This is a genomic window from Streptomyces lateritius, from assembly GCF_014649715.1.
In the GTDB taxonomy this organism is placed as follows: Bacteria; Actinomycetota; Actinomycetes; order Streptomycetales; family Streptomycetaceae; genus Streptomyces; species Streptomyces lateritius.
This window is the reverse complement of sequence record NZ_BMTO01000019.1, coordinates 94,764-110,098: the sequence shown is the minus strand read 5'-3', so window position 1 is coordinate 110,098 and position 15,335 is coordinate 94,764. Positions and strand designations below refer to the sequence as shown.

The window sequence follows — 15,335 nt, the reverse complement described above, 5'->3', positions numbered from 1 at the left end:
CGGTGGCCCGCGCCGCCCTCCCGGCCGACGTACGGGAGCTGAGCGCCGGTGCCCACCTGGCAGCAACTGCGCGACGTCAAGCTGAACGAGTACACCGACGCGGCCGACGGCTGGGGCAAGGTCAGCTCCCGCTCCAACGCCGACAAGGACCGCGTCGACAACGAGATGCTCGCGAGGATCCGGAAGTCGCAGGAGGGAAAGGCGGCCGAGGCGGCCGAGGCCGACCTCGACCAGCTCGCCCGCAACTACCAGTACCTGCACACCGAGTGCGGGCTCGTCCGCACCGCCCTCAACGGCCTCGCCGCCGAACTCGCCGCCCCCCAGAAGAAGCTCAAGCAGGCCCTGGAAGACGCCGAGAACCTCAAGTTCACCGTCCACGCCGACGGCTCGGTCGAGTACCCGGCCGGCGGCGAGAACCTCATCGACAAGAAGCCGATCCCGGGCGGCACCGCCAACGGCTCGCAGTTCGGCCTCTTCTCCCCCACCGCCCCGCCGATGTACCAGGGGCAGGGCAACTCGCCGCTCCTGAACCCGCCGGGCCTGTATCCGGGCCTCGGCGGCGGCAACCCGAACCAGGCCAAGGCCCAGGCCGTCGCCAACGCGATCGCCGCCGCCGTCCGCGAGGCCAACGAGATCGACGGCCGCTACTCCGGGGTCCTGCGCCACCTGAAGGCCGACCCCGGCCTCAAGGTCGAGAACAAGGACCTCGCGGACGCGGCGGCCGACACCAAGCGCCTCCAGGACGCGGCCGGCAAGTACGTCGCCGCGAGCGACATCCCGCAGGGCAGGAGCACCGAGGAGAACGCCAAGTGGTGGAACGGGCTCACCCAGGAGCAGCGTGACGAGTACGCCACGCTCTTCCCGGCGTCCGTCGGCGCGCTCGACGGCATCCCGTCGACGGTGCGCGACGACGCGAACCGGATGGTGTTCGCCGAGTCGAAGGCGAAGTACGAGATCGAGCTGGCGGGGATCCCGCCGGAGCCGAAGCCGAAGCTGGTCTCGTACGGCGCGCGCGGCGGCATGGTGTACAGCCAGAAGTGGCTCGACTGGCACCACAAGTACGAAGGCCGCCAGGCGGACCTCAAGGGCTGGCTGCACGGCATGAACGCCATCGAGAGCCGCCTGGAGCGCCCGGCGGGCAGCGGCATGCCGGAGGCGTACCTGCTGAAGTTCGACGCGGAGAAGGATGACGGCCGGGTCATCCTCGCGAACGGCAACCCGGACACGGCGGACCACACGGCCGTGTACGTGCCGGGGACGAAAACGAAGCTGTCGGACATCGAAGGTGACCTCGGGCGCACCGACGCCCTGTGGTCGCAGACCAACGGCTTGGTACCGAACCAGAGCGTCTCCACGATCACCTGGTTCGACTACAACGCGCCGAACGACATCCCGGCGGCCACGCTCAACAAGTACGGGGAGGAGGGGGCCCCGACGCTGCGGCAGTTCATGAACGGCATGGAGACCGCCCAAGGCGGCCCCGACAGGTCGCACACGACCGTGATGGGTCACAGCTACGGCTCCACGGTCGCCGGCATGGCCACCCAGCAGGACCGGGGCGCCGGGCCGCTCGCGGACGACATCATCGCGGTCGGCAGCCCCGGCATGCAGGTGGAGCACGCGAGCGACCTGGGCGTGGGCAAGGAGCACGTCTGGGCCATGGGCGGCGACGGAGACGACGTTCTCGTCCGGCAGGGCGGCAGGCTCGTGGGGCATGGGGAGGGCTTCACGATCCCCACGGACAAGGGTTTCGGGGGGAACATCATGGCGAGCGACGCGAAGGACCACGGTGATTTCTGGGTACCGGGCCGGAACAGCCTGTTCAACCAGGGGGCCGTCATCGCCGGCCTACACGACAAGGTGACTCTTGACTAAGCGACTGAGACTGGCCGTGCCCGTCCTGCTGGCGTGCGCACTCCTGACAGGATGTTCGACGATGGACAAGAAGACCGCAGAGGTGCGCGACACCGTCCGGATGCGGGAGGGCGTACAGCGCGCCTCCAGCAGCCTTCTCGACATGACCGGCGTGAAGAACGGGAAGATCACAAAGCCCGGGCCGCTGCCGCTCGACTGTGACGGCTACGAGCCCGAAGGGCAGGTCATCCATCTGCGCCATAGCTGGAGCATCTACGACCTCCCCTTCGAGGAGCTGGAGAAGGCCTACGCGGCACTGCGCCGAGCCCTCCCGGAGAAGGGTTGGAAGATCGTCTCGGACGGCCCGGACACCAGTAGGGCGAAGACGCCCACGATCGTCGCGGACTCGCCCGACGGCGATTTCTCCGCCGATCTCCGGCTGATGGACAACCGCGACGACAAGGACCCGACCTCCGTCCTCTCCATCACCGTCGTCTCCCGCTGTTTCCAGGAGTCCTGAGTACCTGGGCCCCGTCGCCCTGGGCCCTCGTACGGATCCCGGCCCCCGGGCCCGCCCGTAGCGTCGGTGCCATGAACGATCCCACCCGCCGCCGTCTCCGTACCGGCCTGTACGTCGTCCTCGGCGTCGTCGCCCTGCCCGTGCTGCTGATCGTCGGGCTGGTCGTCTGGTACGCCGTCGACCGGGCGACCGGCGAGGACTTCCCGGTCGTGCCGCCGGCCGAGATGGCGCGGCGGGCGACGGACCGGTCGCAGGAGATGTACGACGCGGCGGGCATCGGCCGTCCGTTGCCGGCCGTGCGCAGCGGTGAGCGCGCGGAGGCCGACAACCGGATCTCGGGCAGCGTCTGTCACCCCCGCGGCATCGAGGGCGTCGACGACACGCCCGAGCCTCGCTCGTACCACCTCTACCACGAGTGGCGGCTCGACGCGGTCGACGAGGCGGAGGGCGCGGCGGCCCTGCGCCGGCTGCACGCGCACCTGAAGACGACCGGGTGGACGGTCACCGACTACGAGACGGTGGGCGACAACCGGGAGCTGCGGGCGCGCAAGGGCGACGACGACCGGTTGTCCTTCACCTGGCGGTCCCACTGGCAGACCCTCGAAGGGTTCACCGGCATGCCGTGCGCCTACGACCCGGCCGGCGGCCAGGGCGAGCAGGCCGTCGAGGACCTGGAGCCGCCCACGCTGCGGTGAGGCTCAGGTCTCCGAGGTCTCAGGAATCTCAGAGGTACTTCGCGTAGTCGTCCAGGACGCGCAACACCTCCGTCTCGTCCGCCGGCGGAAGCTGCAGGACGACCTCCTCGCACCCCGACTCCTCGTAGTGCGCGAGCTTCCCCGGGTTCGGCAGGACCGCGTACGGCACCACCTGCGGCGCCCCGGGGCCGCGGCCCGCCTCCTCCCAGGCCTCGCGCAGCACCGGGACGGTCTCGCTCAGACCCCGCCCGCCGATCGGCATCCAGCCGTCCGCGTACTCCGCGATCTGCGCGAAGAGCTTCGGTCCCGCCGCCCCGCCGACCAGGATGCGGGGCGCGCCGCCGGCCGGCTTCGGGTACGCGTGGGAGGCGCGTACCGAGATCCCGAACCGGCCTTCGTAGGGGGTGGGTTCCTCCGCCCACAGGGCTCGCATCAACGCCATCCGCTCCCGGCCGAGTTCGCGGCGCGTCGCCCACTCCACGCCGTGGTCGGCGGCCTCCTCCCTGTTCCAGCCGAAGCCGACACCGAGGGTGAAACGGCCGCCCGACAGATGGTCCAGGGTGGCGATCTGCTTGGCCAGGGCGATCGGGTCGTGCTGGGTGACCAGCGTGATGCCGGTGCCCAGCCCGAGCCGCTCGGTGACGGCGGCGGCCTGACCGAGCGCCACGAAGGGGTCGAGGGTGCGGCCGTACTCGCGCGGCAGTGTGCCGCCCGCCGGGTACGAGGTCGTCCGCTCGACCGGGATGTGGGTGTGTTCGGGCAGGTAGAGCCCGGCGAAGCCGCGCTCCTCCAGCTCGCGCGCGATCCGCACGGGGGAGATGGTCTCGTCGGTCAGGAAGATCGTGGTCGAGATCCGCATGAGGGCAACGTAGGGCGTGCGGCAGGGATTTCCGAGAGGTGCGGCACGAGGCGGTCTTGCGTTGCCCCGGAGTTCACGGCTTCATACCAGGGTGCCGGACATGAGCGCACCGACCAGACGAACGCTCCTCACGACCGGGGTCGCCTCCACCCTCGCCCTGGGAGGCGTCAGCTTCGCGCACGCCGACGCGGGCGGCGGCGACCGGACCGAGACCGTCGGCGGCACGCTGCCGCCCGGCTCCCCCGACTACGTGTACCTGCCGGTCGAGATCCCGCGCGGGGTGCGCGAGATCCATGTCTCGTACGCGTACGAGCGGCCGGCCGTGCCCGCCGGGACACAGGGCAACGCCCTCGACATCGGGATCTTCGACCAGCGCGGCACGGAGCTCGGCGGCGAGGGCTTCCGGGGCTGGTCGGGCGGCGCGCGCAAGGAGTTCTTCCTACGGACCGACGCGGCGACCCCCGGTTATGTGGCCGGGCCGCTGAGGGCGGGGACGTGGTTCGTGGTGCTCGCGCCGTACACCGTGGCGCCGCAGGGCCTCACGTACACCGTGACGATCACCCTCCGCTTCGGCGCCCCGGAGCCGGTCGTGAGGCCCGCCTACCCGCCCGAGCGGGCCGAGGGGCGCGGCCGTGCCTGGTACCGCGGCGACAGCCATCTGCACACGGTGTACTCGGACGGGCGGCGCACCCCGGCCGAGGTCGCCGCGCTCGCCCGCGCCGCCGGGCTCGACTTCCTGACCACCACCGAGCACAACACCCAGGCCGGCCACGGGGCATGGGCGGAGCTCGCGGGGGACGACCTGCTGATCCTCCTAGGTGAGGAGATCACCACCCGCAACGGTCATGTGCTGGCCCTGGGGACCGATCCGGGCACCTTCGTGGACTGGCGCTACCGAGCGCGGGAGAACCGTTTCGGCCGGATCGCGCGGGAGATCCGGCGGGCGGGCGGACTGGTCGTCCCGGCGCATCCGCACGCCACCTGCATCGGCTGCGGCTGGAAGTCCGGCTTCGGCGAGGCGGACGTGGTGGAGGTGTGGAACGGCCCGTTCACTCCGGACGACGAGGTGTCGCTGGCCGGCTGGGACGCGGCGCTCGCCACCGGCCGGTGGACGCCTGCGATGGGCAACAGCGACGCCCACCGCGACCCCGACCGGGTCGGCACCCCGCAGACGGTGGTGCTCGCCGACGACCTGAGCCGGGAGGCGATCCTGGCGGGCCTGCGCGCGGGCCGTTCGTACGTCGCCGAGTCCTCGTCGGTGTCGTTGGCCTTCACGGCGACCGACGGCCGCGGCCGGGCGGCCGGTATCGGGGAGCGGCTGCGGGTGGCGGCGGACGAACCCGTCACCGTCCGGCTGACGGCGACCGGCGCCCCGGGCCGTACCGTCCGCTTCGTGACGGACCAGGGCGTGCTGCACACGTCGGTGCTGCCCGGGGCCGGTGAGGGGGGCGGGGCCGGCGAGGGGACGGTGGAGTGGGTGACGACGGCCGCGTACGCCACCTACGTACGGGCGGAGGTCCGGCACCCGGCGACGCTGCCGCCCCTGCCGGGCGCGCTCGCCGCCTTCACCAACCCGGTGTTCCTCGAGATCAGCCCGCGTACTCGCTGAGATCGATGGCGTGGACCCGCAGCGGGACACCGAAGACGGGGTGGTTGGTGTCGCGCTCCGGGACCATGCCGAGCTTGCGCATGACGTTCTCGGAGGCCGTGTTGCTGATGTGCGCGATGCTGACGATCCTGTCCAGGCCGCGGTCCTGCAGCGCGAACTCCAGGGCGGCGTGGGCGGCCTCGGAGGCGTACCCCTGACCCCAGAACGGCCTTCCGATCCGCCAGCCGATCTCCACGGCGGGCAGCACCTCCGGGAGGAAGTCGGGCACGGAGAGCCCGGCGAAGCCGATCAGCTCGCCGGAGCCGAGGAGCTCGACGGCGAAGAGCCCGAAGCCCTCCTCGTCCCACTCCTCCTCCCACCGCTCGATGTCCTCGGCGGTCTGCTCCAGATCCCGGACGGAGCCGTCGCCGATCCAGCGCATGACCTCCGGGTCCGCGTTGATCTCGGCCATGGGGACCAGGTCGTCGTCGGTCCAGCGGCGGAGGAGGAGGCGGGGCGTACGGATCTCGGTCATGGCACCATCCTGTCGAACCGGGCGGCCGGGCGGTAATCGGCCCCGTGGCACCCCGTCCCGCTGCTGTTCCGGGCCGCCCCGCGGATCGCCCGGGCGCGGGGAGAATCCACCTGTGCTTCCGTGGCCGCCCTGCTTGGATGACCAGCATGCTGCAGCGCCTCGAGGACTACTACGACGCCGTCCCCCGTTCCGCCGCCCGCGCCGAGGCTTTCGGGCCACTGACGCTGTTCGTACGGGAGGGGGACGGCTGGCCGTACTACGCGCGGCCCGCGCTCGGGCGGACCGGGACCGTCTCCGCCGCCGAGGTGGAGCGGGTACGGGCCCGTCAGCGGGAGCTGGGCGTGCCGGAGGCCTTCGAATGGGTGGCCGAGACGACGCCGGGGCTGCGGGCCGCCGTCGAGGAGAGCGGGCTCGTGGTGCACGAGCACCCGCTGATGGTGCTCGACGGCGAGGGTGAGCGGGTTCCGGCGCCGGACGGCGTCACCGTGCGGATGGTCGGCGCCGACGACCCCGTACTGCCCTCGGCCGCCGCCGTCCCGTACGCGGCCTTCGGCGTCGACCCCTCGCCGGCCGCGGCCGCCCAGCTCGCCGCCCGGATCGACGCGGGTCTCACGCGTCTGGCCGCCGCCGTGGACGCGACCGGCACCGCGCTCTGCGCCGGGCAGCACCAGTCGGTCGGCGCCGTCTCGGAGGTCGTCGGCGTGGGCACCCTGCCCGGCTCTCGCCGCCGCGGCCTGGGTCTTGCGGTCACGGCCGCCCTGGTCGCCGACGCCCGCGCGCGAGGTGTGGAGACGGTCTTCCTCACCGCCACGGACGCCGACGTGGCCCGCCTCTACGCCCGGCTCGGCTTCCGCACGATCGGCACGGCCCTGATCGCCGAACCGGCCTGATCCCCAACCGGCCGGAACGACGAGAACGGCGAGGTGGCGGGCCCGGAGGGGCCCGCCACCTCGCCGGTGACTCAGGGGTTCTGCCGTGGATCAGCGGATCAGTCGGCGACCACCAGCGACGGCGTCTCCTTCGTCAGCACCTCGCCGCGGAAGAACGCGGGGCTCCTGCGCTGCATGACCAGCATGATCACCACGCCGAGCAGCAGCAGTCCGACGCCGATCACGAAGACCGAGCCGACCCCGAGGACCGAGGAGCCGCTGCCGTAGGCCGGGTCCCACATGTCGTACAGCGTCTTGCCGAAGACGGCGGTCAGCAGGACGCCGCCGAGGACCGGGCACAGGCCCTTGTAGAGGAGGTCCCGGCCGGAGCGGAACAGCTCCTTGCGGAAGTACCAGGCGCAGGCGAACGCGGTGAGCGAGTAGTAGAAGCAGATCATCAGGCCGAGCGCGTAGATCGTGTCGACCAGGACGTTCTCGCTGACCAGGGTCATCACCGTGTAGAAGACGCCGGTGGCGACACCCGCGATGACCGTGGCCTTGCCCGGGACCTTGAAGCGCGGGTGGACCTTGGCGTAGGAGGCGGGAAGGGCCTCGTACGCCGACATGGCGAGGACGGTGCGGGCCACCGGGATGAACGTCGTCTGGAGGCTGGCCGCCGCCGAGGCGAGGACCGCGATGAAGAGCAGGATGCCGAGGGCCGGGCCCATGACCGGGCCGGCGAGGGCCGCGAAGACGTTGTCGGAGGTCTCGGGGTTGGCGAGGCCGAGGCCCTTGTCGCCGGCCCCGACGGCCATCTGGGCGGCGATGCCGGTGGCCAGGTAGGAGGCGACCAGGACGAGCATCGCGATGAGGGCGGCGCGGCCGGGGGTCTTCTCGGCGCCGGTCGTCTCCTCGTTGGTGGCGAGACAGGCGTCCCAGCCCCAGTACATGAAGATCGACAGCGACAGGCCTGCGGTGAAGGCGGCGAAGGACTGGACCGCGAACGGGTTCATCCACGTCCAGGAGAAGCTCAGGCCGGTGTCGAACGCACCGCTGCCGGCCTTCTGGAAGGCCATGGCGACGAAGACGACGAGGACGACGAGCTGGAGGCCGACGAGGGCGTACTGCACGCCCTTGGTGGCGGTCATGCCGCGGTAGCTGATCGCGGTGGCGACGGCGATGAGCGTGAGGCAGGTCAGGATGTGGACGGCCTTGTTCTCGTCCAGGGCGGCGACGGACTCGCTGCCGGTGATCTCACCGGCGAGCAGCCAGAAGTAGGAGGTCGCGACGCCGGCCAGGTTGGACAGCACGATGATCGTCGCGATGACGAGGCCCCAGCCGCACATCCAGCCGATCCGGGGGCCGAAGGCCTTCACCGTCCAGGTGAAGGAGGTGCCGCAGTCCGGCATCACCTTGTTGAGCTCGCGGTACGCGAAGGCGACGAGCAGCATCGGGAGGAAGCCCGCGAGGAAGATCGCGGGCATCTGGAGGCCGACCTCGCCGGCCGTGGAGCCGAGCGTGGAGGTCAGACAGTAGACGGGGGCGACGGTCGAGATGCCGATGACGGCACTGCCCATCAGCCCGACGGAGTTCTTGCCGAGTCCCTTGGTCTGTACGCCGTGGTTGTCGCCGGAGGCGGCGACGCCCCTTACCGTGTCTCCGGCCTGGGGCCGTGCATCCACCTGAGTCATGAACAGGACGTTAAAGGCTGCGGTTTCCACATCCGGAGGACGGAACTCCGCCACTTCGACCGATCTTCGCCTTGCATTAGAAGGGCTATGGCGCCCTGGCGGCGTTGATTGAAAGATCGACGCCCGGTCGAACCTGAGCGATCGACAGCTTCACTCGCGCACGTCCGATATGCGGGAACCGCAGCCACGCCCCAAATGTCCGTTTCCAAAATTTCCCGTGCTGTTTCTCGAACCTTCTTCCCCAGGGGATGGGAGTGGATCAACCGGGCCAGACCACCGCCTGTAACTCGCTGTACGCGTGCAGCGCGTACGAGCCCACGTCGCGCCCCACACCGCTCTTCTTGAATCCGCCGAACGGCGCCTCCATGTTCCGCCCGACGGTGTTCACCCCCACTCCGCCCGCCCGCAGCCGGCCGGCGATGCGGAATGCGCGGGCCACGTCCCCGGACCACACGTAGTCCAGGAGCCCGTAGTCGCTGTCGTTGGCGAGCGCGATCCCCTCCTCCTCGTCGTCGAAGGGCACGACCACCACCACCGGGCCGAAGATCTCCTCCCGGACCACCCGCATCTCGTTGGTGCACTCCGCGAGCAGCGTGGGCGCCACGTAGAAGCCCTGGGGGAAGTGCGGGCGCTCCCCTCCCGCGACGATCCGGGCGCCCTCCTTCCTGCCCAGCTCGACGTACGCCTCCACCCGGTCACGGTGGGCCGCCGAGATCACCGGCCCGACCACCGTCCCCTGGGCCGCCGGGTCGCCGACCTTCATGTACGCCGCGAAACCGGTGAGCTTCTCCACCAGCCGCTCGTAGATCCCGCGCTGGGCGAGGACCCGGGTGGGGGCCGTACAGATCTGTCCGCTGTAGAAGGCGAAGGTGGTGCCGATCCCCATGACGGCGGAGTCCAGATCGGCGTCGTCGAAGACCAGCGCCGCGCCCTTGCCGCCCAGCTCCATCAGCTGCCGCTTCAGCGCCCGGCCGCACACCTCGCCGATCGCCTGCCCGACCGCCGTGGAGCCGGTGAAGGAGACCATGTCGACGTCCGGGCAGTCGACGGCCGCCTCCCCCACGGCGGGGCTCGCGCCCGTGACGACGTTGACCACCCCGGCCGGGACCCCGGCCTCCTCAAGGGCACGCGTCATGGCGTAGACGGAGAGCGGATCCTGCGGGGCGGGCTTCACCACCACCGTGTTGCCCATGGCGAGCGCCGGGGCGATCTTGCCCGCCGCGTTGGCCCAGGGGTTGTTGTACGACGTGATGCAGGTGACGACGCCGACCGGGCGGCGTACGGCGACCGCCCCGAAGACCCCGGCCCTGCCCATCGGGCCCGCCTCGTTGATCTGCGGCGGCAACGGCTGCTCGACCGGCTCCAGGGCGCCGCGCGCGTACCGCCTGAAGCGGGCGGATCCGACGGCGACCTGCATGCCGCGGGCCGTGGCGGTCGTGGCGCCGGTCTCGGCCCGCGCGAGTGCCACGTTCTCCTCGGCGTCGCGCGTCATCAGGTCCGCGGCCCGGTCGAGGATCGCGGCCCGCTCCTCCGGACTCGTACGGGACCAGGCGCCGAAGGCGTCCCGGGCGGCGGCCGCCGCCTCGTGCACCTGGCGCGTGCTCGCCTCCGGCGCGAGGCCGACGACCTGCTCCGTGGCCGGATCGATCACCTCGTAGTGCCCGCCGTCCGGCTCCACCCACTCGCCGCCGATGAAGAGCCTCTGAGAGCGTGCCCTCTCCGTGCGCGTCATCGCGTGCTCACCGTCCTGGTGTCCCTGCCGGAGCGCAGCACCCGGCCCGGGATCGCACCGGTCACCTCGTCGTCGCGGACGGTCTCCACCCCGTTGACGCGGACCGAGACGATGCCGACGGCCCGTGAGTCGAGCCGAGGGCTGTCGCCGGGCAGGTCGTGCACCAGCGTCGCGGGGCCCGCTTCGATCCGCTCGGGGTCGAAGAGGACCAGGTCGGCGTGGAAGCCCTCGGCCACCCGGCCGCGCTCCCGCAGCCCGAAGAGCCGGGCGGGGTCGTCGGTGAGCATCCGCACCGCCTGTTCGAGGGGGACGAGCTTCCGCCCGCGCAGACAGTCCCCGAGGAAGCGGGTGGTGTACGGGGCTCCGCACATGCGGTCCAGGTGGGCGCCGGCGTCGGAGCCGCCCAGCATCACGTCCTCGTGCTCCCAGGTCTCGCGGCGCAGGGCCCAGGACGCGGGGTCGTTGTCGGTGGGCATGGGCCACAGCACGGTCCGCAGCTCGTCGTTGGCGCAGATCTCCACCAGGCACTGGAAGGCGTCCTGGCCGCGCTCGACCGCGATGTCCTTCACGACGCGGCCGGTCAGACCCGCGTTCTCGCGGCTGTACGTGTCCCCTATGACGTACCGGCCGAAGTCGGCCAGGCGCCGGAAGACGCCGGCCTCCTTGGATTCGGCGCGGCGCAGCATCTCGGCCCGCACCGCCGGGTCGCGGAGTGCCGCGATCCGCTCGGGGACGGGGAGCCCGAGGATCTCGCCCCACCCGGGGATGAGGTTGAGGGCGCAGAACGTGCCGAGCGACATGTTCATGGGAGTGAGGATCGGCATGGTGAGGGCGACGATCCGGCCGCCGGACCTGCGGGCCCGTTCGGAGGCGACGAGCTGGCGCGGGACGCGTTCGGGGACGGCGGCGTCGATGGTGAGGACGTTCCAGTTGAGCGGGCGTCCGGCGGCGGCCGTCATCTCGACGAAGAGGTCGATCTCGTCGTCGGAGAACCGGTCGAGGCAGCCGGCGAGGATCGCTTCGAGCTGCGTGCCCTCGTGCTCGCCGACGGCCTTCGACAGGGCGACCAGCTCGGCGGGCCCGGCGTGCCGGGAGGCGACGGGGGCGCCGTCGCCGTCGGAGTGGGTGGAGGACTGGGTGGTGGACAGGCCCCAGGCGCCGGCGTCCATGGCGTCGTGGAGCAGGTCCACCATGCGGGCCAGCTGCTCCTCGGTGGGCTGCCCGCCGACCGCGTCCGCGCCCATCACGTACCGGCGCAGGGCGCAGTGGCCGACCATGAAGCCGGCGTTGACGGCGATCCGCCCTTCGAGGGCGTCGAGGTACTCGCCGAAGGACGACCAGGACCAGTCGACCCCTTCCTCCAGCGCCTTGAGGGCCATGCCCTCGACCTTGGACATCATGCGGCGGGTGTAGTCGGCGTCCTCGGGCCGGTCGGGATGGAGCGGCGCGAGGGTGAAGCCGCAGTTGCCGCCGGCGACGGTGGTGACGCCGTGGTTCATGGAGGGGGTGGCGAAGGGGTCCCAGAAGAGCTGGGCGTCGTAGTGGGTGTGCGGGTCGACGAAGCCGGGGGTGAGCACGAGGCCGGTGGCGTCCTCGCTCGTCCGGGCCTCCTCCTGGATCGTCCCGGGCTCGGCGACGACGGCGATCCGCCCGTCGCGCAGGCCGACGTCGGCGGTACGGGCGGGGGCGCCGGTGCCGTCCACGACGGTGGCACCCCTGATCAGGTGATCGAGCATGACGGTCCCTTTCGCATGACGGTCGCTTTCTGCGTACGGCGCCCCCGGGCTTTCCGCGTCCGGCGCCGGGCGCGGGCATGCCCCGGCCGGGGTCGCGGTAGCCGGCCGCGGCTACGACGTCCCCGGCCGGGGCCGGTGCGGGGCGGCGGTCCGGGAAGACACCGCCCCGGTCAGGAACCCGCCGCCTGGCGGAAGCGGGTCGTGCGATGGACCGGGTCCGTGTCGATCTTCGGGATCACGTGCTCACCGATCAGCTTGATCGTGTTCATCGTGTCCTCGTACGAGATCCCGATCGGCAGCCCGAAGGAGAGCTGGTCCGCGCCGGCCTGCTCCCAGCGCTTGCACTGGCGGGTGACCTCCTCCGGATCGCCGCAGATCATCAGCTCCTCGGCGATGAGGAGTTCGATGATCTCGGCGCTGTACTCCGGCAGCAGCTCGGGCCACTCCGGGACGCCCTCGGGCCGGGGGAAGGTGTCGTGGTAGCGGAAGAGGAGCGACTGGAGGTAGTTGAGCCCGCCGCCGGCGGCGATCTCGACCGCCTTGTCGTGGGTCTCGGCGCAGATCGCGGTGGACGTCACCATGACGTTGTCGTTGACGAAGTCACCGACCGCCCTGGCCTCCTTGATCGCCGTCTTGTACGACTCGACGACCCATTCCATGTCGGAGACCTTCTGCACGCTGAAGCCGAGGACACCGAGCCCCTTCTTGCCGGCCATGGCGTACGAGGACGGTGACCCGGCCGCGTACCACATGGCCGGGTGGGACTTCCCGTACGGCTTGGGCAGGACCTTGCGGGGCGGCAGCGACCAGTGCTTGCCCTGGAAGCCGACGTACTCGTCCTGGAGCCACATCTTGGGGAACTCGGCGATCGTCTCCTCCCAGATCTCCTTGGTGTGGTTCATGTCGGTGATGCCCGGCATGAATCCGAGGATCTCGTGGGAGCCGGCGCCGCGGCCGGAGCCGAACTCGAAGCGTCCGCCGGAGAGGTGGTCGAGCATGGCGACCTTCTCGGCGACCTTGACCGGGTGGTTCACCGGGGCGAGCGGGTTGAAGATGCCGGAGCCGAGGTGGATCCGCTCGGTGGCGTGGGCCAGGTACCCGAGGTAGACGTCGTTCGCCGAGAGGTGCGAGTACTCCTCCAGGAAATGGTGTTCGGAGGCCCAGGCGTACTTGAAGCCGGAGGCGTCCGCCTGGACGACGTACTCGGTCTCCTCCATCAGCGCCTTGTGCTCGGCCTCGGGATCGGTCTCGGCGCGCTTGCCGACGTATCCCTGCACGAAGATCCCGAATTCCAAGGGGGTTCACCGTCCTCGCGATTTCTGACGCATCGTCAGATCTGTGATGTGCCCGACTGTGGCACCGTGCGGCGGGTGCGTCAATAGCTGACGAAGCGTCAGAACAGGCTCACTCCCGCCAGCCAGCCGCCGTCGATCACGAACGGCTGCCCCGTGATGTACGCGGAGTCCTCGGAGGTCAGGAAGAGCGCGAGCGCCGCCACCTCCTCCGGCTTCCCGATCCGCCCGAGCGGCACGAGCTTCCGGTACAGCTCGGCCGTCGCCGCCGGGTCGACCCCCTCCGGGTTGCTCATCGGGGTGTCGATCGCGCCCGGGCAGACCGCGTTCACCCGGATCCTCTTCGCCGCCAGCTCGATCGCCGCGACCCGGGTCAGCCCCAGGACGGCGTGCTTGGTGGCCGCGTACGCGCCGACCCCCGCCATGCCCGTCAGGCCCGTGTACGAAGCGGTGTTCACGATCGTCCCGCCGCCGGCGGCCTCGATCTCCGGCGCCACCGCCCGAATGCCGAGGAAACAGCCGACCTGGTTGACCTGCGTGATCGTCTGGAACTCGGCGAGCGGCGTGGAGACCAGCTCGTTGAAGCGCAGGATGCCCGCGTTGTTGACCAGGCCGTCGATCCGCCCGAAGCGCTCCTTGGCGACGGCGACGGCCGCCGTCCAGTCCTCCTCGCGCGTGACGTCGAGACGGACGTAACGGGCCCGCTCCTCCCCGAGCTCCTCGGCCAGCGCCTTCCCGAGGTCGTCCAGGACGTCCCCGAGGACGACCCTGGCCCCTTCGGCGGCGAAGAGCCGCGCCTCCTGCTCGCCCTGCCCGCGCGCCGCGCCCGTGATGACGACGACGCGGCCGTCCAGCTTGCCCATGTGCGCTCTCCTCGGGGGTGTCTTGTGGATCAGGCCGGATCAGCGAGCGGCGTCCGGTGCGTGCGATCGCGAGGCGGAGGAAGAGGCCCACGCGCAGCGTCGACGACTGACGACGACGCAGCGAGCGTGCGCGCCAGGCGTGGCGAGCCCGGCAAGACGCACAAGACACCGCCTAGTTCAGGTGGGGGGCGACCTCCGCCGCGAACGCCGCCATCTGGTCGGTGAGTTCGGTACGGCTCCGGGAACGGAACCGGACCTGGATCTGGTGCACGCCCATCTCCCCGTAGGCGCGCAGCGACTCGGCCAGCGCCTCGGGCTTCCCGGTCAGCGTCCGGCGGCCGACGTCCCAGCCGGCCTCGCCGACGTGGAGCGCCTCCGTGATCGCCCCGACGGTGATCGGGCCCTCCACCCCGGCCGCCGCCCGGAGCCTGTGCAGCCGGGCGATCCGCGCGGGGAGCCGGTCGCGGGGATCCCCCTGCGGAAGCCAGCCGTCCCCCTTGAGCGCGGCCCTGCGCACGGCGGCCGGCGAGGAGCCGCCGACCCAGACCGGCACCCGCTCCTGGGCGGGCCGGGGCCGCTGTCCGAGCTCCTTGAACGCGAAGCGCTCCCCGGCGAACTCCGGATACTCCTCGGGCCCGAGGGCCTCCCGGAGCGCGTCGATCGTCTCGTCGAGGACCGGGCCGCGCCCGTCGAAGTCCGCCCCGACCGCCTCGAACTCCTCCCGCACGTGCCCCGCGCCGACCCCGAGCACCAGACGGCCGCCGGAGAGATGGTCGAGGGTCGCGTACGCCTTGGCGCTCACCAGCGGGTGACGCAGTCCGACGACGGCGACGTGCGACAGGAGGCGGACGCGCTCGGTGACGGCGGCGAGGAAGGAGAGGGTGGCGACCGGGTCGTACCAGACGGTGCTCATCGGCCCGGCGAGGCGGCGCGGGATGGCGACGTGGTCGCAGCAGGCGACGTAGTCGAACCCCGTCCGGTCGGCGGTCCGGGCGATCTCGGCGAGATCGGCGGGGCCCGCGCCGGCCTCCCAGGGTTCGGCGTAGAGGGTGCTCTGGGACTGGACCGGGAGCTGCATCCCGTACACGACCATGGGAACCC

The 15,335-nt window shown here is 71.4% G+C and carries 13 protein-coding genes; 5 read left to right on the top strand and 8 right to left on the bottom strand.

Going from position 1 to position 15,335, the window contains the following annotated elements; translation table 11 throughout:
• Positions 1-48 precede the first annotated feature (48 nt).
• The 3 genes from IE136_RS31090 to IE136_RS31080 all read left to right on the top strand — a co-directional run bounded on the left by IE136_RS31090 (position 49) and on the right by IE136_RS31080 (position 3,069).
• Positions 49-1,875: an alpha/beta hydrolase gene (locus tag IE136_RS31090; RefSeq protein WP_189601968.1), complete on the top strand. Its 1,827-nt coding sequence runs from the start codon at positions 49-51 to the stop codon at positions 1,873-1,875.
• A 61-nt stretch (positions 1,876-1,936) separates the two neighbouring features.
• Positions 1,937-2,374, top strand: coding sequence for a hypothetical protein (locus IE136_RS31085; RefSeq protein ID WP_158988127.1), 438 nt, complete (start codon positions 1,937-1,939; stop codon positions 2,372-2,374).
• 71 nt (positions 2,375-2,445) lie between these two features.
• On the top strand, positions 2,446-3,069 hold the full coding sequence (locus IE136_RS31080; protein WP_189601967.1) for a hypothetical protein: 624 nt from the start codon (positions 2,446-2,448) through the stop codon (positions 3,067-3,069).
• A gap of 28 nt (positions 3,070-3,097) precedes the next feature.
• Here the strand turns inward: IE136_RS31080 and IE136_RS31075 are convergent, their stop codons facing one another.
• Positions 3,098-3,928, bottom strand: a complete 831-nt coding sequence (locus IE136_RS31075) for an LLM class F420-dependent oxidoreductase (RefSeq protein WP_189601966.1) — start codon at positions 3,926-3,928, stop codon at positions 3,098-3,100.
• 100 nt (positions 3,929-4,028) lie between these two features.
• On the opposite strand from IE136_RS31075, the gene IE136_RS31070 reads away from it, so the two are divergent.
• Positions 4,029-5,537, top strand: coding sequence for a CehA/McbA family metallohydrolase (locus IE136_RS31070; protein WP_189601965.1), 1,509 nt, complete (start codon positions 4,029-4,031; stop codon positions 5,535-5,537).
• Here IE136_RS31070 and IE136_RS31065 read toward each other — a convergent pair.
• The gene (locus IE136_RS31065; protein ID WP_158988130.1) at positions 5,518-6,051 is read right to left on the bottom strand and encodes a GNAT family N-acetyltransferase; all 534 of its coding nucleotides are present in this window, start codon (positions 6,049-6,051) and stop codon (positions 5,518-5,520) included. The two genes, IE136_RS31070 and IE136_RS31065, sit on opposite strands and share 20 nt — an antisense overlap.
• Positions 6,052-6,188: 137 nt before the next feature.
• Here IE136_RS31065 and IE136_RS31060 point away from each other — a divergent pair, with 137 nt between their 5' ends.
• Positions 6,189-6,941 (top strand): GNAT family N-acetyltransferase, encoded by a 753-nt coding sequence (locus IE136_RS31060; protein ID WP_158988131.1) that lies wholly within the window; start codon positions 6,189-6,191, stop codon positions 6,939-6,941.
• Between the two features lie 98 nt (positions 6,942-7,039).
• Here the strand turns inward: IE136_RS31060 and IE136_RS31055 are convergent, their stop codons facing one another.
• From IE136_RS31055 to IE136_RS31030, 6 genes are all read right to left on the bottom strand, one after another.
• Positions 7,040-8,611 carry an APC family permease gene (locus tag IE136_RS31055; protein WP_158988132.1) on the bottom strand — a complete coding sequence of 524 codons (1,572 nt, stop codon included), beginning with the start codon at positions 8,609-8,611 and terminating at the stop codon, positions 7,040-7,042.
• Between the two features lie 259 nt (positions 8,612-8,870).
• Complete coding sequence (locus IE136_RS31050) at positions 8,871-10,343, bottom strand: aldehyde dehydrogenase family protein (protein WP_189601964.1); 1,473 nt, start codon at positions 10,341-10,343, stop codon at positions 8,871-8,873.
• The gene (locus IE136_RS31045; RefSeq protein ID WP_189601963.1) at positions 10,340-12,079 is read right to left on the bottom strand and encodes an N-acyl-D-amino-acid deacylase family protein; all 1,740 of its coding nucleotides are present in this window, start codon (positions 12,077-12,079) and stop codon (positions 10,340-10,342) included. Before IE136_RS31045 ends, IE136_RS31050 begins: the two co-directional genes overlap by 4 nt.
• A 170-nt stretch (positions 12,080-12,249) precedes the next feature.
• Positions 12,250-13,374 (bottom strand): LLM class flavin-dependent oxidoreductase, encoded by a 1,125-nt coding sequence (locus tag IE136_RS31040; RefSeq protein ID WP_189601962.1) that lies wholly within the window; start codon positions 13,372-13,374, stop codon positions 12,250-12,252.
• A 98-nt stretch (positions 13,375-13,472) separates the two neighbouring features.
• Complete coding sequence (locus IE136_RS31035) at positions 13,473-14,234, bottom strand: SDR family NAD(P)-dependent oxidoreductase (protein ID WP_189601961.1); 762 nt, start codon at positions 14,232-14,234, stop codon at positions 13,473-13,475.
• Positions 14,235-14,406: 172 nt separating this feature from the next.
• Positions 14,407-15,327, bottom strand: coding sequence for an LLM class F420-dependent oxidoreductase (locus IE136_RS31030; protein ID WP_189601960.1), 921 nt, complete (start codon positions 15,325-15,327; stop codon positions 14,407-14,409).
• Positions 15,328-15,335: the final 8 nt, after the last annotated feature.